This is a genomic window from Rhodoferax sp., assembly GCF_023700745.1.
In the GTDB taxonomy this organism is placed as follows: Bacteria; Pseudomonadota; Gammaproteobacteria; order Burkholderiales; family Burkholderiaceae_C; genus Rhodoferax.
Genome location: NZ_JAMPYG010000016.1, coordinates 35,352 through 54,260, shown reverse-complemented (window position 1 = coordinate 54,260; position 18,909 = coordinate 35,352). Strand labels below are relative to the sequence as shown.

Annotated in this window: 18 protein-coding genes; 9 read left to right on the top strand and 9 right to left on the bottom strand. The window is 55.6% G+C overall.

Annotated features, from left to right (window positions below):
• Nucleotides 1–5: 5 nt before the first annotated feature.
• The gene (locus NDJ10_RS12400; protein ID WP_296162675.1) at nt 6–890 is read right to left on the bottom strand and encodes a MaoC family dehydratase N-terminal domain-containing protein; all 885 of its coding nucleotides are present in this window, start codon (nt 888–890) and stop codon (nt 6–8) included.
• Between the two features lie 237 nt (nt 891–1,127).
• Between NDJ10_RS12400 and NDJ10_RS12395 the strand changes: the two genes are divergently transcribed.
• Nucleotides 1,128–2,252, top strand: coding sequence for a zinc-dependent alcohol dehydrogenase family protein (locus NDJ10_RS12395; protein ID WP_296162673.1), 1,125 nt, complete (start codon nt 1,128–1,130; stop codon nt 2,250–2,252).
• 169 nt (nt 2,253–2,421) lie between these two features.
• Here NDJ10_RS12395 and NDJ10_RS12390 read toward each other — a convergent pair whose 3' ends face one another.
• A complete protein-coding gene (locus NDJ10_RS12390) occupies nt 2,422–3,327 on the bottom strand; it encodes a LysR substrate-binding domain-containing protein (protein WP_296162672.1) in 906 nt (301 codons plus the stop codon).
• Nucleotides 3,328–3,550: 223 nt separating this feature from the next.
• On the opposite strand from NDJ10_RS12390, the gene NDJ10_RS12385 reads away from it, so the two are divergent.
• From NDJ10_RS12385 to NDJ10_RS12350, 8 genes are all read left to right on the top strand, one after another.
• Nucleotides 3,551–4,828 (top strand): ribulose-bisphosphate carboxylase large subunit family protein, encoded by a 1,278-nt coding sequence (locus NDJ10_RS12385; RefSeq protein WP_296162669.1) that lies wholly within the window; start codon nt 3,551–3,553, stop codon nt 4,826–4,828.
• A gap of 17 nt (nt 4,829–4,845) precedes the next feature.
• Complete coding sequence (locus tag NDJ10_RS12380) at nt 4,846–6,231, top strand: four-carbon acid sugar kinase family protein (protein ID WP_296162667.1); 1,386 nt, start codon at nt 4,846–4,848, stop codon at nt 6,229–6,231.
• Between the two features lie 140 nt (nt 6,232–6,371).
• Nucleotides 6,372–7,391 carry an alcohol dehydrogenase catalytic domain-containing protein gene (locus NDJ10_RS12375; protein WP_296162664.1) on the top strand — a complete coding sequence of 340 codons (1,020 nt, stop codon included), beginning with the start codon at nt 6,372–6,374 and terminating at the stop codon, nt 7,389–7,391.
• Nucleotides 7,392–7,510: 119 nt separating this feature from the next.
• Nucleotides 7,511–8,491 carry a TRAP transporter substrate-binding protein gene (locus NDJ10_RS12370; protein WP_296162662.1) on the top strand — a complete coding sequence of 327 codons (981 nt, stop codon included), beginning with the start codon at nt 7,511–7,513 and terminating at the stop codon, nt 8,489–8,491.
• Between the two features lie 127 nt (nt 8,492–8,618).
• Nucleotides 8,619–9,029, top strand: a complete 411-nt coding sequence (locus tag NDJ10_RS12365) for a TRAP transporter small permease (protein WP_296162659.1) — start codon at nt 8,619–8,621, stop codon at nt 9,027–9,029.
• Between the two features lie 4 nt (nt 9,030–9,033).
• The gene (locus NDJ10_RS12360; protein WP_296162657.1) at nt 9,034–10,299 is read left to right on the top strand and encodes a TRAP transporter large permease subunit; all 1,266 of its coding nucleotides are present in this window, start codon (nt 9,034–9,036) and stop codon (nt 10,297–10,299) included.
• 76 nt (nt 10,300–10,375) lie between these two features.
• Nucleotides 10,376–10,984, top strand: coding sequence for a histidine phosphatase family protein (locus tag NDJ10_RS12355; RefSeq protein ID WP_296162654.1), 609 nt, complete (start codon nt 10,376–10,378; stop codon nt 10,982–10,984).
• 203 nt (nt 10,985–11,187) lie between these two features.
• Entirely contained in the window at nt 11,188–11,862 is a 675-nt protein-coding gene (locus NDJ10_RS12350; protein WP_296162652.1) for an aspartate/glutamate racemase family protein, read from the top strand.
• A gap of 82 nt (nt 11,863–11,944) precedes the next feature.
• Here the strand turns inward: NDJ10_RS12350 and NDJ10_RS12345 are convergent, their stop codons facing one another.
• The 7 genes from NDJ10_RS12345 to NDJ10_RS12315 are packed head-to-tail and all read right to left on the bottom strand — an operon-like array spanning nt 11,945 to nt 18,792.
• Nucleotides 11,945–12,694 carry an SDR family oxidoreductase gene (locus NDJ10_RS12345; RefSeq protein ID WP_296162739.1) on the bottom strand — a complete coding sequence of 250 codons (750 nt, stop codon included), beginning with the start codon at nt 12,692–12,694 and terminating at the stop codon, nt 11,945–11,947.
• A 29-nt stretch (nt 12,695–12,723) separates the two neighbouring features.
• Nucleotides 12,724–14,160 (bottom strand): aldehyde dehydrogenase family protein, encoded by a 1,437-nt coding sequence (locus tag NDJ10_RS12340; protein WP_296162650.1) that lies wholly within the window; start codon nt 14,158–14,160, stop codon nt 12,724–12,726.
• A 38-nt stretch (nt 14,161–14,198) separates the two neighbouring features.
• A complete protein-coding gene (locus tag NDJ10_RS12335; RefSeq protein ID WP_296162648.1) occupies nt 14,199–14,879 on the bottom strand; it encodes an ATP-binding cassette domain-containing protein in 681 nt (226 codons plus the stop codon).
• Nucleotide 14,880: 1 nt separating this feature from the next.
• Nucleotides 14,881–15,627 carry an ABC transporter ATP-binding protein gene (locus tag NDJ10_RS12330; RefSeq protein ID WP_296162644.1) on the bottom strand — a complete coding sequence of 249 codons (747 nt, stop codon included), beginning with the start codon at nt 15,625–15,627 and terminating at the stop codon, nt 14,881–14,883.
• Nucleotides 15,624–16,559: a branched-chain amino acid ABC transporter permease gene (locus NDJ10_RS12325; protein WP_296162642.1), complete on the bottom strand. Its 936-nt coding sequence runs from the start codon at nt 16,557–16,559 to the stop codon at nt 15,624–15,626. Before NDJ10_RS12325 ends, NDJ10_RS12330 begins: the two co-directional genes overlap by 4 nt.
• Entirely contained in the window at nt 16,559–17,464 is a 906-nt protein-coding gene (locus tag NDJ10_RS12320) for a branched-chain amino acid ABC transporter permease (protein WP_296162639.1), read from the bottom strand. Before NDJ10_RS12320 ends, NDJ10_RS12325 begins: the two co-directional genes overlap by 1 nt.
• 26 nt (nt 17,465–17,490) lie before the next feature.
• Nucleotides 17,491–18,792: an ABC transporter substrate-binding protein gene (locus tag NDJ10_RS12315; RefSeq protein ID WP_296162637.1), complete on the bottom strand. Its 1,302-nt coding sequence runs from the start codon at nt 18,790–18,792 to the stop codon at nt 17,491–17,493.
• Between the last annotated feature and the right edge of the window lie 117 nt (nt 18,793–18,909).

Sequence of the window (18,909 nt, the reverse complement as noted above, 5' to 3'; positions counted from 1 at the left end):
GTCGGTCAGGCGAGCTCAGTGCTGCCCTGCATGGTCAGCCAGCCCTCGTGGTCTTGCGCCCAGAGCCGGATGGTTTTGCCGTCGCCGGACGGCTCACCGTTAAGCCGAAACGGGTGCAGGTCAAACGTCGGGCGTACCGCCTTGAAATTGAATGACTTGATGAAGGCCCCAGGCGCGTGCCGGCGCACCAGATCAACCAACAGCGTGGCAATCAGCGGGCCGTGCACGATCAGGCCGGGATAGCCCTCGACTTCGGTCACGTATTGGCGGTCATAGTGGATACGGTGGCCGTTGAAGGTGAGCGCCGAGTAGCGGAACAGCAGCACGGCATCGGGCACGATCTCGCGCTGCCAGGGCGCGTCTGTTTCAGCGACGATGGGCGGCGGTACCGGGTCACCGGCCTGCGCTGCGGCGCGGTAGACGATGTCGTGCTCTTCGGTCAGGGCCAGGCCCTGCGCGTTATGGACCTCATGCTGCACCAGCACAAACAGCAGGTCGCCGCTGCGACCGGCCTTGTGCGTGACCGATGCGATACGCGAGATGCGCTTGACCGCATCGCCCACCACCAGCGGGTTCTCAGGTCGCCATTGCAGGCGGCCTCCGGCCCACATGCGCCGTGGCAGCGGCACCGGCGGCAGGAAGCCGCCGCGCCGGGCATGGCCATCGGGGCCAATCTCACTTTGCCGGTGCTGTGGCAAAAAATACAGCCAGTGCCACAACGGTGCCAACACCGTGCCAAGTGCGGGCTGGGCGTCGTCCCGGTCCAGCGTGGCGCTGAGCGCACGCACCGGCGTCGCCGTGATGTCATCGCTCAGGGTTTCAGTTTTCCCAACCCAGCGTTGCAGATGGGTCAGCGTGGCGGCGTCGAGGGTGCGGATGTCTTGGGTCATGGTGAAAGGCGGGCGTTTATCGGCTTCAGTGGGGGTATGGTCGCTCTTGCGATGGGCCAGCGCAATCACTGATTTCAGAACTGGCGCTTCGGATTTTTCGAAGGCTTTAGCCTGATCAGCGTTCGCTGCAACACCATTTCCGGCTACGGTTTCGCCAAAGGGTGAGTTACAAAAATACCAACACATCCCGACGCAGACAGGCCCTAAACTGTGCCGACTTGGCCATAGGAGAACGCTGTGAAGATTCGTGCCGCCGTGCTGGAAACCATTGGGGCGTCCGCGCCCTACGCCCAAAGTCTGCCACTCAGGATTCGCGATGTCGAACTCGACCCGCCAGGCCACGGCGAGGTGCTGGTCCGCATCCGCGCCGCCGGCTTGTGCCACTCCGACCTGTCGGTCATCTCGGGCGACCGGCCGCGACCCGTACCGATGGTGCTGGGCCATGAATCAGCCGGCGAAGTGGTCGAATGCGGCCCCGGCGTCACTGACTTGAAAGTCGGTGACCGGGTGGTGCTGGTGTTCATGCCCAGTTGCGGCTGCTGCATGCCGTGCATGGAAGGCCGGCCCGCCTTGTGTGAGCCAGGGGCAGCCAGCAACGGTGCCGGCACGCTGCTGTCGGGCGCACGCCGCCTGCACCTGGACGGACAGCCGGTCAACCACCATGTGGGCGTTTCCTGCTTTGCCGATTACGCCGTGGTCTCGCGCCGCTCCTGCGTCAAGCTCGACGCCGAACTCAGCTTTGCCGAAGCCTCGCTGTTTGGCTGCGCCGTGCTGACCGGCGTGGGCGCCGTCATCAACACCGCCCGCCTGCAGGCCGGCACCAGCGCTGCTGTGCTGGGTCTGGGCGGCGTGGGTTTTAGCGCGCTACTGGCGGCCGTGGCCAGCGGTGCACGCCAGGTGGTGGCGCTGGACCTGAACGAAGCCAAGCTGGCGCTGGCGCGTGAACTCGGCGCTACCGCCACCATCAACGCCGCCGACCCCGATGTCGCCGAGCAAGTTCGCGAATTAACCAAAGGCGGGGTTGACTGCGCGTTTGAAATGGCGGGCGCGATACCCGCCATGGAACTGGCCTGGCGCATCACCCGACGCGGCGGCAGCACCATCAGCGCGGGCCTGCCGCACCCCGACAAGCGCTTTGCGCTGCCCCCGGTGCAACTGGTCGCGGAAGAGCGCACGCTGCGCGGCAGCTACATCGGCTCGGCCGTGCCCGCCCGCGACATCCCGCGCTACATTGACCTGTACCAACGCGGCAAACTGCCGGTGGACCGCCTGATGGGTGAGCATCTGGCGCTGGAAGACATCAACCGCGGCTTTGACCGCATGGCCAGCGGCGTGGCCATGCGGGATGTGGTGATGCTATAGCCAGACCAACGCAAAAACAATGGCCAAAGCCGGTTTTGAATGACGCTTGCAGACGGCGGATTCAACCGTTCGATGCAACACCCCAACCACGGCGTAGGCGGCAGGAGTGTTGCAAATGAAACACCGACCACGGGTTGATTACCCAGATCGCCAAGAAAAGCTGGTGCGATCACCCTGCCCGAAGATCCATTTGACCTCTTTCTGCCTTTTGAAGTTCTTCGATCAACCAGTCCTCAAGTGCGATAGTCTCGGGCCTGGTGCTCTGATGCGCAGCGATCCAAAGTGAAACCTTGTTGGGTCCTGACACAAACCCAAACGGCGCGACAAGCGTGCCAGCGTTGAGGTCGTCTCGTACCAGCATTCTTGGAACATTCGCCACCCCGAGGCCACATTTTGCAGCCTGAATCATGAGATAGAAATGATCGAAGGAATCGGCAATTTTTATACGGTTGTTGGCGTGGCCGCATGTGCGGAACCATTCTGCCCAGGCCAAGGGCCTGGTCCTGGTCGCAAGTAAACGTGTTCGGCTTAAATCTTCGACCGATTGAATGCGCGCCGAATGCATGTATTCCGCTGTACAAACCGGCCCAATCCACTCTTCAACGACATCTATCTTCAACGCCTCCTTAGGAAGCTCTTTGGTCGAGAGGCGAATCGCCACGCTGATGTTTTCACGCGCGAAATCCTCCAGACTTGAACTCATATTGACGCGCAGATCCACCATCGGATGTGCTTGCCGAAACCGTGAAATTCGCGGGATCAACCAGTACATCATGATCGACTCCGAACATGAAAGCGTGATGGGGCCAGATATCAATTGTTCGATGCTTGTCTGTATTAGATTGAAGGCCGAAGACAAGCCTTCGGCAAGTCGGGCGCCCTGCGGCGTTGTATGGGTGGAATGCGCATTGCGATGAAGCAACTGGAGGCCGAGTAGCTCTTCAAGCGACCGCACATGCCGACTGACAGCCCCGTGAGTGACTGAAAGTTCATTGGCCGCTTCACTAAAACTGCGAAGCCGGGCCGTTGCCTCGAAGGCCCGCAGCGCGTTGAGTGAGGGTTTCGGTATTTTCATGATGCGTGAGTTGGTTCAACATGCACGCACAGTCTAAGCCGTCCCGGGAGCCGAGGGTTTTCCCTAGCGTATTGTGAGTTTTTTGCACAAATCACAGAATTCATATCGATTGATAAGTTGGGTTCTGAGCCATATTATTCGACACAAGTGAACGAAAGATCGAGAAAATAATTTTTTCTTATCAAACACTTGAGTTAACTAATATCACACAACATTTTCAAAAATGCAGAACAAAAAGGCCGACCGCCCCGAATTCACGGCACGTTACTTTATTGAAAGCTCCGTGCCGGTAGAGAAGGCGGCCGAAATTATTGCCGGCGAGCAATCGAGTGGAACCTTCATGTCCTTGCCTGGTGAAACCGATGCGCTCAAAGATCGATCGCGCGCTCGCGTAACGCGCATTGACACGCTGCCACCGGTGTTGGAGCCGTCACTGCGCAGCGCGTTTGTCGAGCGGCGCGGGCCAGCCGGGGTGTTTCATCGCGCTGAAATTGAAATCGCATTCCCAATCGCGAACGTAGGTCCCAACATGCCTGCCCTGTTGGCCACAGTGGCTGGCAATCTCTTTGAATTGGGTGAAATGACAGGTTTGAAGCTGCTCGATCTGGACATGCCATCGACCTACGCCCATCAGTTTCCCGGACCAAAGTTCGGGATTGAAGGCACACGTCAAAAAGCGGGTATCCAAGGCCGCCCATTAATTGGCACCATCATCAAGCCGAGCATCGGCCTCTCAGCCGCAGAAACCGCCGAGATGGTCGATGCCTTGTGCGCGGCAGACATCGATTTCATTAAAGATGACGAACTGCTGGCCGACCCGACGTATGCTCCTTTTAACGAGCGACTCCAGGCTGTCATGCCTGTATTGAAGCGGCACGCCGACCGACTCGGGCGGATGCCAATGTACGCCTTTAATATCTCGGGCAGCATCGACGAAATGCTGCGTCGGCACGATGCCGTGCTTGCCGCAGGCGGTACCTGCGTCATGGTCAGCGCGAATTGGGTTGGCTTCGCTGGTGTGGAACATCTGCGTCAATACACCGAGCTCCCAATTCACGGCCACAGAAACGGCTGGGGCGCGTTCTCGCGTCATCCGCAACTTGGGTTTTCATTTGCCGCTTATCAGAAACTTTGGCGGCTGGCTGGTGTCGATCATCTTCACGTCAACGGCATCCGTAGCAAATTCAGCGAATCAGACGATTCTGTCATCGCGTCTGCAAGGTCATGCCTGGCGCCATTTGCCGGTGTCACGCCCCTGATGCCGGTGTTTTCGTCGGGTCAGTGGGCCTCTCAGGCCCCTGATCTTTATGCCAAGCTCAAATCGACTGACCTGATGCACCTGGCCGGTGGCGGTATCTTGGGCCACCCGGATGGCATTGCGGCAGGTGTACAGAGCATGCGCGAAGGCTGGGAAGCCGCGGTTTCAGGCGTCAGCCTTGACGCCTACGCCAAGACGCACCCAGCCCTCCAAAAAGCCCTCATCAAGTTCAGTCACACCTGATCATGACGGAAATCTGTATGCGCGAATCCCCTCGCCTCGCTTTTTATGGCGATGACTTCACAGGCTCCACGGATGCGTTGGAAGTTCTTGCTTTTGCTGGCCTTCGCTGCGCGCTATTTCTTAACGCCCCGACACCCGAAACAATACAGGAATTCACGGGTTTTGATGCCATTGGCATCGCTGGCGATAGCCGGGGCATGTCGCCTTCAGAAATGGATGAAACACTTCCATCGATCTTCAAGTCACTTTCGGACCTCAAGGTTCCCATCGTGCACTACAAGGTCTGTTCCACGTTTGACAGCTCGCCGTCCATAGGCAGTATTGGGCGGGTCATGGAAATTGCTCGCCCGATTTTCGGTGCGGCGTTTATTCCAATCGTCGCGGGAACACCTGCACTTGCCAGGTACTGCCTGTTCGGAAACCTGTTCGCAAGATCGGGAACTGACGGGGTAACGTATCGCATTGACAAGCACCCCATCATGAGCGTGCATCCCGTCACACCAATTGACGAAAGCGACCTGACACAATTTATTGGTCGTCAAACCAGCCTGACCATCGATAAGTTTGCAGTGACGAACTTCGCAAGAAATCGAGCCGGAATGGATGAGCAATTGGAAACATTGCGCAGCGCGCAGCCCGACGCAGTGCTCTTTGACGGACTGACTGACGAGCACATGACAGAAGTCGGCAGACTGCTTGACGCTCATGCGCGCCGATTGGGAACAGCTTTCGTGGTCGGCTCCTCCGGCGTTGAGTACGCACTCACGCAGTGGTGGCGTGAAAGCAGTCGAAATACACTGCCAACACCAAAATACGAATCCTTTGCCGGTGTTGACTGTGTTCTCGCCATCTCGGGCAGTGCATCCTCGCTCAGTGCGCTTCAAATTGATGAGGCTATTGCTGCCGGCTTCGTCGACATGCCGATTGATGCCTGCGCACTCGTTGATGAATTTCGCTGGGAGTCGACAGCAGCCAAGTTGGTTTCGGATGCTCTTGAACAACTCCAGCAAGGCAGAAGCCTCATGTTACATACCGCGCGTGGATCACAGGACCCGCGCATTGAAGCCATGATCAGCTCACTGATGTCACTGGGCAAGTCAAGAGAAGACGCAAAACACGGTGGCGGTCGCTTGCTGGGCATGAGACTTGGCCTGATCGTCAAGGCGATCCTGCTGGCCACGCCTGTACGACGACTGTTGTTGTCCGGGGGTGACACGTCGAGCCAGATTACCCGCGTACTGGCACCTGAGGCCCTTGAGATCGAAGCCAGACTTGCACCTGGCGCCCCCCTGTGTCGGGTCATCTCGAAACAAGCTCATCTCAGCACTTTGCAAATTGCTTTAAAAGGTGGACAAATGGGCGACAAGTCTTATTTTGTAAAAGCACTGCGCGGCAATACATAGCACATATGGCTAATCATTAAATTTTGCAAAAATAAAATGCATGGGGCACGTAACTAGCAACCCATCAAGACAAATTTATAAACTTTGATTAAGTGTTTAGTTTAAGAAACGTCGTTTAATTTATACAGGAGAAATATGTAATGAAAGCAGCACTCGTGACAGATCTGGAAAAAGTTTCAATTCAGGAAGTAGATAAACCAAAAATAAAAGATGACGAAGTATTGATTAAAGTAAAGACCGTGGGTGTTTGCGGTTCTGATCTTCATTTGTTCAGAGGAACACATGCATTTCGTAAACCACCGGCCATTCTGGGGCATGAGGTTGCTGGAAATGTTGTTGAAATTGGTAAAAATGTTAAAACCGTAAAAATAGGAGATCGTGTTACGGTTGAACCACAATATGGTTGTGGCGTATGTGAATATTGCCAACAAGGTCTTGTAAATTTATGTAGCACCAAGATTGTTCCTGGAACTGCAAAGTGGATTGGCGTTTTTGTAGAGTATTTCAATGCGCCTGAGATCACCGTTCATAAATTGAATGATGAGGTGAGCTACAAAATGGGCACGATGATTGAGCCTCTTGCAGTAGCTGTAAGAGCACTCAGAAAATCCACGGTCAAGGAGAAGGATTGCCTGGTGATCCTGGGTTCTGGAACCATTGGACTTCTCACCTTGGTAGTTGCCAAACAAATGGGTTACAAACAAGTTGTTTGCACCGATACAGCTGAGTTTAACCGTGACATGGCACTCAAACATGGTGCCACGCTGGCCATCAATCCACTTGAATCAGATATCGTGGATGTCGTAAAAAAACTAACCCATGGCAGGGGAGCTGATCTGGCTCTCATTGCAGCGGGGGCCAACAATATTGTTGATCAAGCTACTGCATGTGTCAGAAAACGTGGGGAAGTTGGCATCATTGCCATGATTACCGAAAAAATCCCATTCTATTCGTACCAGATTGTTATCAATGAGCTCACCATGTATGGTGCCATGACCTACGAAACGAAAGACTTCAAGGAAGCTGCAGACATGATTAACAACGGTCTCGATCTAAGTGACTTTATCACTCAAACCATGGATCTTGAACATACGCAGGAAGGCCTTGACGTATTAAGTCAGAAAAAAGAACACGTTGTCAAAGTCATGATTGAGCTTTGATTCAATTGAATCATAAAGGAAACGTGTAGCGCAGCAGGGATTAATAATAAGAAGATATTATCAATCATTTGATAATTTTTGGTGATTTATATTGAATAACTAATCTTACTGGAGAAAATATGAAAAAGTTTGCTTTGTCTTTAATCGTTGGCATGGCAGTCGCCTGTACTGCATTTGCGGCAGATCCCGTTAAAAAACCCATTGTCATGAAACTGGGTCACGTACAAAATGAATCAGATTTATGGCAACTAGGCGCACTTAAGTTTGCTGAACTGGTTGATGCAAAAACCAAGGGGGAAGTACAAGTCAAGGTATTTCCCAACTCAACGATTGGCAACGATCGGGACATGGCTGAAGGCATGCAAATCGGCTCTGTCGATTTTGCTTTGATCGCAGGTGTTCTTGGAAATTTCGAGCCTTCAATTCAAATCATGGAATTGCCGTATCTGTTCAAAGACGAGACACATTTGCGCAAGGTTATGTATGGTCCGATCGGCGATCAACTTCTTGACAAGTTGTTGAAGAGTTCCGATATACGGGGACTGGCTTTCTGGGAGCGTGGTCCCCGGCAATTGACGACCAACAAACCAATCAACTCTTTGAGCGACATCAAAGGGCTCAAGATTCGGGTTCCTGAAATTCCACCTATCATTGCTGCCTGGAAAGCCATGGGAACCAATCCTACCCCCATGGCATGGGGTGAAGTGTATACAGGATTGCAACAAAACGTGATTGAGGCCCAAGAGAATCCAGTTCCGTTTATTCATGCTGGCAAAATATATGAAGTCCAAAAATATATTGCCATGACGAATCATAAATATGAGTATGTTCTCATTGCCATGAGTAATAAAGCGTGGTTAAAACTTAATTCTGAACAGCAGAAAGCAATTAAGGAAGCTGCTGATGAAGCCACAAAATATGAAAACAAACTTGTTTTCGAAAAATCCGATAACTTGCTCAAAGACTTGCAGGCAAAAGGCATGAAAGTGACCAAGCCGGATACCACAGAATGGGCCAAACAAGCTCGTACTGTGCACAAGCAGTTTGCAGAGAAATATGGAATCGATCTTTACAACAAGATTATTGAAGCTGGCAAGTAATGTAATTAGTAAAAAATATTGACGCCATCTTGAACACCATAGATGGTGTCAATTGTTTTTATTTGTCAAGGGGTAAAAATTGGAAAAAAGGTTTTTCTATATTTTAAGAACACTATGTTTCTTGCTGATGTTGGCTATGGTCACCATTATTTTCTCTCAAGTCATTGCAAGATACGCATTCTCTAATTCACTCTCGTGGTCCGAAGAAGCTGGGCGTTACATATTTGTCTGGATGACATTTTTAGGTGCAGCCATGGCGGTTCGAAACAGACAGCACGTTAGCTTAGATTTGATTTTAAAAAGTCTCCCGAATTTCATACAGAAAATTTTAATTTCAGTGAGTTATCTATCAATGATGATTTTCACTGCCGTCTTAATTTTTGGTGGTTTTAAATTTGTAGCACGTGGTTCTCATCAGGCCAGCTCGGCGTTGGAAATACCAATGCATTATGTTTACATCGTTTTACCTCTTGGTGGAATACTGATTTTTTCTTACCTAATAAAGAATTTCTATGAGGACGTCTTAGCCAGACGCTGATGCCATGACTTTAGTTTTGTTCAGTGTATTTGTCGTTCTTGTATTGATTGGAGTTCCTATCTCTTTTGTTTTAGGTATTTCCTCTTTGGCTGCGATGTTTTTTGTAGCCGATTATCCAATGCAGGTTGTTATTCAGAGAATGTTTGCAGGTGTGGATTCTTTTCCACTGATGGCGATACCCTTCTTCATGCTTGCAGGCTCAGTTATGGAAAAAGGGGGCATCACCAGTAGAATCATCAATTTTGCCCTATCACTCGTTGGTGGGCTCCGTGGTAGCTTGGCCCATGTGGTGTCTATATCTGGTGTCGTTATGGGTGGCATATCGGGATCCGGAGTTGCAGATACAGCAGCTATTGGTACCCTTATGGTTCCGGAAATGAAAAAACGCGGCTATGAACTTCCATTTTCAGCCGCATTGGTAGCCGCATCAGGAAGCATTGGTCTTATTATTCCACCTAGTATTGCAATGATACTTTATGGTGTATCTTCTGGTACATCTATAGGCGATTTGTTCATGGCTGGTTTTCTACCAGGTATATTGATTGCTGCCGGTTTCATGTTGGTATCCCATTTTCATGCAAAAAAAAGAAACTATCCGGCTGAACCAACGATGTCAAGAGCCCAAAAACTGGCATGCGTCAAAGAATCAGTATGGGCATTACTGCTTCCGATCATCATTATTGTTGGCATTCGCATGGGCGTTTTTACCCCGACTGAAGGAGGCGTTGTTGCGGCTGTATATGCAATTATTATCGGGAAATTTGTTTACAAAGAATTATCATGGAGCGATTTTCCAGAGATATTCAGTAGCTCAGTAAGTAATACAGCCGTCATCAGCTTTTTGATTGCTACGGCTTCCTTGTTCGGCTGGATATTGGCGAGTGAACAAATTCCACAACAAATCAGTGAAACAATCTTGAGTATTTCCAGCAATAAATATGCGATATTGCTCATGATCAATCTCCTTTTGCTGATTGTTGGCGTATTCATGGATCTTGGTCCCGCAATCATTATTCTGGTTCCCGTCCTTGTTCCAGTTGCGGTATCTTTAGACGTTAATTTAACTCAGTTCGGCCTCATGATGGTGATGAATCTGACGATCGGTTTATTGACACCACCAGTGGGGACTGCTCTTTATGTAGCCAGTAACATATCAAAAGTGCCTTTGTCCCGCTTGAGTTTTGCTGCGCTACCTTTCGTTGGCGTCATGTTATTCGTCCTGATGTTGGTCACTTTTATTCCGGGCTTGACGACTTGGGTTATCAAATAGAGTTACTCTTGTTTGTCTACCAACTTGATTTATATCAGTTTACCAATGTGTCATCTAAATTATTGGACGTCAGAAAATGACTCGTATCTGCTTTGTCCGCCATGGTGAGACGGACTGGAATGTTGAACTGCGATTGCAAGGCCAAATGGACTTGGCGCTTAACGCGAATGGTGAAGCACAAGCGACTGCTGTAGGACGCCGTTTTGCTGGTCTTGCTGCGGTCGCCTTGTACAGCAGCGACTTGCTGCGTGCACGTCAAACTGCGCAACCGATTTCTGAGATCCTGCATTTGCCTATGACACTTTTGCAAGCTTTGCGAGAACGACATTTCGGCCGTTGCGAAGGAATGACCCTTGAGGAGATTGCTCATCAGTATGAAAAAGACGCTCATGCAATTGCAATACACGATCCAGATTACGCATCTCCGGGCGGTGGGGAAAGCCGTCGAGAACACCAGGCCCGCGTACTGGACTGCATTGACCACTTGGTGCAAAAACACAAAGGGCAAACCGTCGTGGTTGTAACCCATGGAGGCGCACTTGACATCATTTACCGTAGAGCGCGCGGTCTGCCGCTCCAAGCGCCACGCGACTATCCGATTCCGAATGCCGGAATCAACTGGATAGCGATCAATAAGGGGCAGTGGACGATTGAAACCTGGGGTGATGATTCACATCTAAGATAGTTCAACATTGGTTATTTATTTTAAATAATTTATGATCACATGATTAAAAAATATCTTGATGTTGAACTCCGCTCTCATTTATCGAATTCAATTTGAGATTTTGAGATTTTGAGATTTTGAGATTTTGAGATTTTGAGAAATATTTAAATGCTCTCTGTTATTGACATGTACTGACTGGTACGACTATTTTTTGGAATCCCTTAATGACAACAAAAATCGCGTTTATCCATACTGTTGGATTTCTCTCTGATACATTTCGACAGCTCATGGGTACTGAGATGCCAGATGTCGAGTGCTTTCACGTCCTGAACGAGAGCCTGCTCAAAGATCTGTTGCGCGGAGGGCCGCAGGAGCCGGTATACCGGCGCGTTGTCGAACAAATACTGGTGACGTCAGACGCGCAACCTGATCTGATCGTTGTGACCTGTTCCTCGACCTCGCCAGCAGTCGACATAGCGCGTCGTCTGGTCCGTCAACCTGTGCTCAAAATCGATGACCCCATGGCAGCTCAAGCGGTGCGCGAAGGTGGGCGGATTGGCTTGCTGTGCACCGCAACCAGTACAGTTGGCCCTAGCACGGCACTGCTGCAGTCGCACGCCGCAGAGCAGGGTATGGCGGTCAGCATTCACCCCATGGTCAATTCCGAAGCGTACGCTGCGCTGATGGCAGGAGATCGTACGCGCCATGACCAATTGGTGCGGCTGTCCGCGGCAAATTTGGCACCCTCCGTCGACGTGATCGTGTTAGCACAGGCATCATTGGCGCATTTGCGGGATCTGCTCCAGGAAGAGTTGCCTTGCCCCGTACTGGCCAGTCCACCCCTGCTAATGCGCGATCTTGCACAACGTGTGGCGGCCCGACAGCGGGTGCAGTCATGAAACTCCGCAGCATTGCCGATGACTTTAGCGCGACCGATCAGGCCAAGTGACTGGCCTTGCCAATCGGGGTTTGTTTCCGCGCTCAGACCGTGCGCGCGCCGTCCACCGGAAACTCGACACCGCTGATGAATTCGGCGTCATCACTGCCCAGAAAGACCGCTGCGCGCGCAATGTCCTTGGGCTCCGACAGTCGTCCCAGCGGAATGGTGGCGATGAACTTCTTGCGGTTCTCCGGGGTATCGGCCATGCCCATGAAGGACTCGAGCAAGCCGGTGGCGCCCATCACCGGGCAGATGGCGTTGACGCGGATCTTGTCCGGTCCGAGTTCCACGGCCATCGATTTGGACAGCAGGTTGACCGCACCCTTGGAGCTGTTGTACCAGGTCAGTCCCGGGCGCGGGCGGATGCCGGCGGTGGAACCGATGTTCAGAATGACACCCCCGCCCTGTTGGCGCATCAGCGGCACCACCGCGTGCGTCATGTGAAAGATCGACTTGACGTTGATGTTGTAGACGCGGTCAAAGGTGGCCTCATCCACGTCCAGCAGCGGCTGGTTCTTGTGCGTCCAGCCGGCGTTGTTGACCACAATGTCAACCCGGCCAAATTGTGCCACCGTGGCGACAACCAGCGCGTCAATGTCGGCCCGTTTCGTCACGTCGCAGCTCACCGCGATGGCGTTGGCGCCCAAGGCATCGACCACGCTCTGCGCGCCGGCGGCGTTGATGTCGGCCACCGCCACTTTGGCGCCCTCGGCCACATACTGGCGTGCAATCTCTGCGCCGAAGCCGCTGGCGGCACCGGTCACGATGGCCACTTTGTCTTTCAGTCTCATGTTCATGGGGGTCTCTCTTTCATTCACCGTTATTGGCCGTGGTACTGCACCACGGTCTTGACATTGCAGAACTCTTCCAGCGCCAGGAAGCCTTTTTCACGGCCATGGCCGCTGCGTTTGACACCGCCAAACGGCAGTTCGACGCCGCCGCCGGCGCCATAACAGTTGAGGTAAACCTGACCGCACTGCATGCGTTTGGCCATGCGGATCTGGCGGCCGCCGTCGCGGGTCCAGATGCCGGCCAGCAAACCAAAATCCGTGGCATTGGCCAGCGCCACTGCGTCTTCCTCGTCCTCGAACGGAATCGCCGCCAGCACCGGGCCAAACACTTCTTCGCAGGCCAACCGGTGGTCGCGCGGCACCGGGCCAAACAGGGTTGGCGCCACGTAGAAACCACCGGCCGGTACGCCCTCGGCCACCGCGCCTTGCGCCAGCACCGGGATGCCGCTGTCGATGGCCTGGCGGATGAAGCCTTCCACCCGCCGTTTCTGGTCGGCATTGATCAGCGGGCCACAGTCGCGGTCCATCGCCGGCGTGCCGGCCGAGGCCTGGGCGAAGCGCGCGGCCACCATGCCGACGAAGCGGTCGTACACCGAGCGCTGCACCAGCAGTCGGCTGCCGGCAGAGCAGGTCTGGCCACCGTTTTGCGTGATCGCCTTCAGCACGAAGGTGGCGGCCCGCTCCAGGTCGGCGTCCTCGAAGACGATCTGCGGCGACTTGCCGCCCAGCTCCAGCACACACTTGAGGGTGCGCTCGGCAGCGGCTTTCTGCACCATGGTGCCCACTTCTGGCGAACCGGTGAAGGTCACAAAATCGATGTCGTGGTGGGCGGTCAGGGCGGCGCCGGCTTCTTCGCCCAGGCCGGTCACCACGTTGAGGGCGCCGTCCGGCAGACCGGCCTCGCGTGCCAGCTCACAAAACGCCAGCGGCGACAGGCAGGCATCTTCCGACGGTTTCAGCACCACCGCATTGCCCATCGCCAGCGAGGGCACGACCGAGCGGCCGAACATCTGCGCCGGGTAGTTCCACGGCAGGATGTGCGCGGTCACGCCGTAAGGCTCGCGCAACACCACCACGTGGTAGTCGGCCATGTAGGGAATCTGCTGGCCATGTACCTTGTCAGCAGCACCGCCATAGAACTCGCAATAACGCGCTGCCACCACGATGTCGTTGCGCGCCTGCGAATACGGCTTGCCGGTATCGCGCGCTTCCTGCAGCGCCAACGCTTCGACGCGCTCCAGCATGAGCTGCGACATCTTCATCAAAATTCGCCCGCGCTCGGTCGCCGTCAGCCGGCTCCAGGGGCCTGACAGGGCCGCGCGTGCCGCCGCCACAGCAAGGTCGACATCGGCGGCATTGCCGCGGGCCAGTTGGTCAAAGACTTCACCGGTACTGGGGTCAATCACGGGCAGGGTCTGCCCGCTGCTGGCGGCCACCCATTGGCCGTTGATGAAATGCTGAGCCATAAAAAATTCCTCAGGTTAAACAAAAATACAGGCAGCGCTCAGTGCACCGCGGCTGCAGCGGCTTCATCCGTCTGCAACTCGCCACGTTCGAGTACCAGGGTCTGGGTCGGGATGTCTTTGAGCAGGCTGCGGTTGGACTCGGTGATCACCACACACAACTCGGGTCGCGCCTGATGCAGACGCTCCAGTGACGCCCCGTACTGCTGCGCCAACACCGGTGCCAGGCCCTGGAACGGCTCGTCCAGCAAGACCAGTCGCTCGCCGGCCATGACGGCACGTCCCAGCGCCACCATCTTGCCCTGGCCACCCGACAGGGCGGCACCGGAGCGCGCCAGCATGAGCTCCAGCTCGGGCACGATGGTCAGGGTTTCGTCCAGCCGCTCATCAACAGCGCGCCGCGGCATGCCGATCACCTCGCAAGGAAAACGCAGGTTCTCCTCGACGCTGAAAGTGGGAAACAGGACCCGGTCTTCGGGGGCATAACCGATGCCCAGCCGGGCCCGGTGACGCGCCGGCGCATGGGCCAGGTCGGTGCCGTCAAGCAACACACGCCCGCCATGACCGGGCAAAAAACCCATGATCAGACGCAGCAAAGTGGTCTTGCCGGCGCCGTTGCGCCCCACCACGGCGACGATGGAGCCACGCGTGAGTTGCACCGTGATGCTGCGCAGCACCGAAATACCGGCAATGGAGGCGGAGATATTTTCAAGGCTCAACATGTCATTCACCAATCACGTTCTTGATCACGACTGGATCACGCAGTACCTCGTCAGGGGGACCATCGGCGGCAATGCGCCCGGCAATCCAGGCACACAGACGGGTGGCATAACGGCGCACGATGTCGATGTCGTGCTCGACAAAAATGCTCGTCACCTGGCGCTCGTCGAGCGCGCGCATCAGCACCGCCATCAGGCCATGTTTCTCGTCGGTGGACACGCCGCTGGTGGGCTCGTCCATGATCAACAGCTTGGGCCGGAGCACCAGCGCCATCGCCACATCGAGCAGCTTGCGCTGGCCCTCGGGCAGGGAGCCTGCCAAATCGTGCGCGCGTGCTGTCAGCTGGAGCAGCTCCAGGGTCTCGTCGATCTCATGTGCATCAATTGCATCCCCCAGCGGCAGCAGGAAACCGCGACGCTGTTTGACCGCGGAGGCCGCCAGCATCAGGCATTCGCGCACAGTGTGCTCGGTGAACACCTGCGGCAACTGAAACGAGCGTCCGATGCCGCGCCGGGTAATGGCGCGCGGACTCTGGCCGGTGATGTCAACGCCGTCAAACCGCACTTGCCCGGCACTGGGCGACAAGTAGCCGGTGCAGATGTTGATGAAGGTGGTTTTGCCGGCGCCGTTCTGCCCCACCACTGCCAGACGCTCGCCTTGATGCAAATCGAAGTCAATGACGTCAGCCGCCACGACACCGCCAAACGACAGCGACAGGCCGCGCGTTGACAACAGTCCATAGTCGCTCATGCACTTCTCCCGGAGCGCAGTCGCCGCTCGATCATGCCAAACACACCATGGGGTGCCAGGAACACCATCACCAGCAGCACCAGCCCCATGACCAATTGCCAGGCACCGGTCAACAGGGCGGCAGCGTACAGTTTCATGAACTCAAACACAAAGGCGCCAATGAAGGCCCCCAGCGCGTGGCCGGAGCCACCCAGAATGGCGATGAAAACCAGTTCGCCCGAGCGCACCCAGTAACCCATCTCCGGCGTCACCAGCCCTTGCGCCAGTGCAAACAGACTGCCGCCCAGGCCGCACAGCGTGGCAGCCAGCACATAGCCGCCCCAGAACACACGCCGCGCCGAGATGCCAAGGTATTCCAGCCGGGTCTCGTTGGTCTTGATGGCGGCCAGCGCCTGCCCCGAGACGCTGGCAAAGTAACGCTGAACCAGCCAGCCAGCCACGATCGCCATGAGCAGCGCCAACACCAGCAAGGCGGTCTCAAAGCCTTCACGTTCCAGGTGAACAAAACCCAGTGTCGGCCGGTCAAAGCGCAAACCGTCGGTGCCGCCGGTGACAGCGCCAAACTTGCCCAGCACGGAAAACAGCACCATCGACAGCGCCAGATTGAGCATGCCAAAGAAAATACCACGGTAGCGCACGATGAACAGCCCGATGACCGCACCGGCCAGCGCCGCCAATACAGCGCTCAGGCCAATCAGCAACAAGGCATCGAGGTGCCAGGCGCGTGCCATGAAGGCCGCCCCGTAGCCGGCCAGACAGGCGAACATGGCGTTGCCAAACGACACCTGCCCGGCGCGGATCAGCACAATCACACCGGCCACGGCCAGCCCATTGGCCAGCGCCAGCAACAGCGGCGTCTTGAGCCACGGAAAAACCAGGCCCAGCGCCAGTACCGCCAGCGCCAGCACCCCAACCAGTAATCGCAATCGCATCAAATCCTCCGGGCCGCAGCGGTCGAAAACAGGCCTTCAGGCCGGATCAGCAGCACCCCCACCATGATCAGGTAGGGCACCAGCACTTCGAGTTCGGGCAGCAGGTAAATGGCAAAGGAGCGCGCCAGCCCGATCATCAACGCCGCCAGCGCGGCGCCGCCAATCTGGCCCAAGCCGCCGGTCGCCACCACGGCAAACGACAGCACCATCATTTCAGCGCCGATGCCGGGCGTGAAGGACGTGGTGGGCGACGCCAGCGCACCGCCAAGCGCGCCGAGCGCACAACCCACCGAGATCGTCAACCAGGTGACGCGCCCGGTGTTGACCCCCATGGCAGTCGCCACCTCCCGGTGATGGGTGACGGCAGTCACCTGGCGACCCAGCGCGGTGCGACCCAGAAACCAGCGCAAGCCAAAAAATGCCAGCACGGCCATCGACGGCAACACCAGCAACTGGTAGCGGGTGTAGGTGACCCCTGCCACACTGAGCGTGCCCAATTGCGACACAACATCCGAAACAAAAACGGGTTGCACACCCCAGATCATGCGTTGCAAGTCTTCGAGCACCATGAAAGCAGCAAAGGTCACCAGCAACTGCAAGATCGGATCTTTGTCGAGAATACGACGCAGCAGGGCAAACTCCAGCACCGTGCCCAGCAAGCCGCCCAGCAGCACGGCGGCGACCACCAGCGCGGGCAGGGCCAGCAGCGGTGACAACTCGAAGCGGGTGATCAGCAGCCCGAGCGTGGCGGCGAAATAGCCACCCCAGGCATAGAGGCTGCCATGCGCAATATTGAGGATGCGCATGACACCAAAGATCAGCGTCAGCCCCAGCGCCACCAGAAACAACAGCGCCGCGTAGGAGACGCCATCCATCAGGGCGAGCGCAAATAGACTTGCATTCATGGGCAAAACCGGATGGAAAAATCAGCTTATTTGAAATCGTATGTCTTCAGGCGGTCGCTCTGCAGCACGTCCACCTTGAGCGTCTTGATCCAGGGCAGCGACTTCTGGCCCACCGGCGCCGTCACCAGATCGGCCGGTACCAGCATCATTTTGTCCATCACGGCAAAGGGGTACTGCGGGACATGCTTGGTGATGCCGAGCAACTGGTCTTCCAGCGCCTGGCCATCCTGGCGCATGCTGACCTTGCGACCGTAGGCCGTGAACGTCATCTTGCGCATGGCGTCAGCGACCTGCTCGGTGCTGGGCCACTTGCCGCCGTTGGCCTTGATGGCATCCTCATAGCCGGTTTTCAGACCGACCAGGGCTTGCGCCATGTGATAGGTCGGGTAAATCGGATACGCATTGGTTTTGGCCCGAAACTTGGCCACAAATTCCTTGTGAGCGGGGTCATCCCGGGTTTCCGGATGGAGGAAATAATGGTCGCCACGGCCACCCACGATCACCCCCGCCGGCAAGGCCGTACCGAGCCGCTCCAATGAACTTTCAGCCAGCGGCAGCACCATGGTCGCCCCTTGGGTGAATAAACCGCGCTGCGAGGCCTGGCGCACAAAGGTATCAAGGTCGCCACCCCAGGAGGTGTTGAGAATGACATCCGGGCGCAAGGCCTGCAGTCGGCTGATTTCGGTGGAGAAGTCAGAGGAACCGAATTTGGGGAACATTTCTGCCACCACCTTCACGTCCGGCTTCAGCGTTTTGAGCGTGTTGAGGAAAATCTCCCACGAATCGCGACCCCAGGCGTAGTCCTGGTTGACCACCGCAACCGTTGAAAAATTGGGTCGGGTTTTCAGCAAGTACAGCACCGTAGCCACCATTTCGGTGGTGGCATTGGCCTGCGTACGCACCACGTATTTATAGGGTTTTTCTTCCAGCACCTTTTCCGTGCCACAGTCCCACATCACGTTGAGCACTTTCAGGTCTTCTGCCACCGGTGCCACGATGTTGCAGTTGCCGCTGGAAATGGCCGACAGCATGGTACGAACGCCCTGCTCCTGCACCAACCGGCGGTATTCGCTGAGCAGCTTGTCGCCGCCAATGCCCTCGTCGATATAGGTCGCCACCACCTTGGCCCCGCCAATGCCGCCCTTGGCGTTCATGTCGGCAATCAACAAGTCGGCCGCTGCCTTGCCCGGCACGCCAAAAACCGAAGCCGGGCCGGATGTAAACGTTGAAATGCCGATTTTCAATTCTGCCGGCTTGTCCTGGGCCGATGCCAGACCGGCGCTCAACGCAAGCGCAATCATGGCCGTCAATGTCGTCAGTCGCTTCATGCTGTCTCCTGTTGGTTTAAGTAGGAGGCAATCGTCGCTTTTCGGGCTTGCGGGCACAATCACTCATTTTTAAACCAGCACTTCGGAAATTCCGAAGATTACAGGGTTTACGCTAGT

Bases quoted from the DNA above. Each gene is read 5' to 3' on its own strand.
- NDJ10_RS12400 (WP_296162675.1), bottom strand. From the start codon at position 890: ATGACCCAAGACATCCGCACCCTCGACGCCGCCACGCTGACCCATCTG.
- NDJ10_RS12390 (WP_296162672.1), bottom strand. From the start codon at position 3,327: ATGAAAATACCGAAACCCTCACTCAACGCGCTGCGGGCCTTCGAGGCA.
- NDJ10_RS12385 (WP_296162669.1), top strand. From the start codon at position 3,551: ATGCAGAACAAAAAGGCCGACCGCCCCGAATTCACGGCACGTTACTTT.
- NDJ10_RS12380 (WP_296162667.1), top strand. From the start codon at position 4,846: ATGCGCGAATCCCCTCGCCTCGCTTTTTATGGCGATGACTTCACAGGC.
- NDJ10_RS12375 (WP_296162664.1), top strand. From the start codon at position 6,372: ATGAAAGCAGCACTCGTGACAGATCTGGAAAAAGTTTCAATTCAGGAA.
- NDJ10_RS12370 (WP_296162662.1), top strand. From the start codon at position 7,511: ATGAAAAAGTTTGCTTTGTCTTTAATCGTTGGCATGGCAGTCGCCTGT.
- NDJ10_RS12365 (WP_296162659.1), top strand. From the start codon at position 8,619: ATGTTGGCTATGGTCACCATTATTTTCTCTCAAGTCATTGCAAGATAC.
- NDJ10_RS12360 (WP_296162657.1), top strand. From the start codon at position 9,034: ATGACTTTAGTTTTGTTCAGTGTATTTGTCGTTCTTGTATTGATTGGA.
- NDJ10_RS12355 (WP_296162654.1), top strand. From the start codon at position 10,376: ATGACTCGTATCTGCTTTGTCCGCCATGGTGAGACGGACTGGAATGTT.
- NDJ10_RS12350 (WP_296162652.1), top strand. From the start codon at position 11,188: ATGACAACAAAAATCGCGTTTATCCATACTGTTGGATTTCTCTCTGAT.
- NDJ10_RS12345 (WP_296162739.1), bottom strand. From the start codon at position 12,694: ATGAGACTGAAAGACAAAGTGGCCATCGTGACCGGTGCCGCCAGCGGC.
- NDJ10_RS12340 (WP_296162650.1), bottom strand. From the start codon at position 14,160: ATGGCTCAGCATTTCATCAACGGCCAATGGGTGGCCGCCAGCAGCGGG.
- NDJ10_RS12335 (WP_296162648.1), bottom strand. From the start codon at position 14,879: ATGTTGAGCCTTGAAAATATCTCCGCCTCCATTGCCGGTATTTCGGTG.
- NDJ10_RS12330 (WP_296162644.1), bottom strand. From the start codon at position 15,627: ATGAGCGACTATGGACTGTTGTCAACGCGCGGCCTGTCGCTGTCGTTT.
- NDJ10_RS12325 (WP_296162642.1), bottom strand. From the start codon at position 16,559: ATGCGATTGCGATTACTGGTTGGGGTGCTGGCGCTGGCGGTACTGGCG.
- NDJ10_RS12320 (WP_296162639.1), bottom strand. From the start codon at position 17,464: ATGAATGCAAGTCTATTTGCGCTCGCCCTGATGGATGGCGTCTCCTAC.
- NDJ10_RS12315 (WP_296162637.1), bottom strand. From the start codon at position 18,792: ATGAAGCGACTGACGACATTGACGGCCATGATTGCGCTTGCGTTGAGC.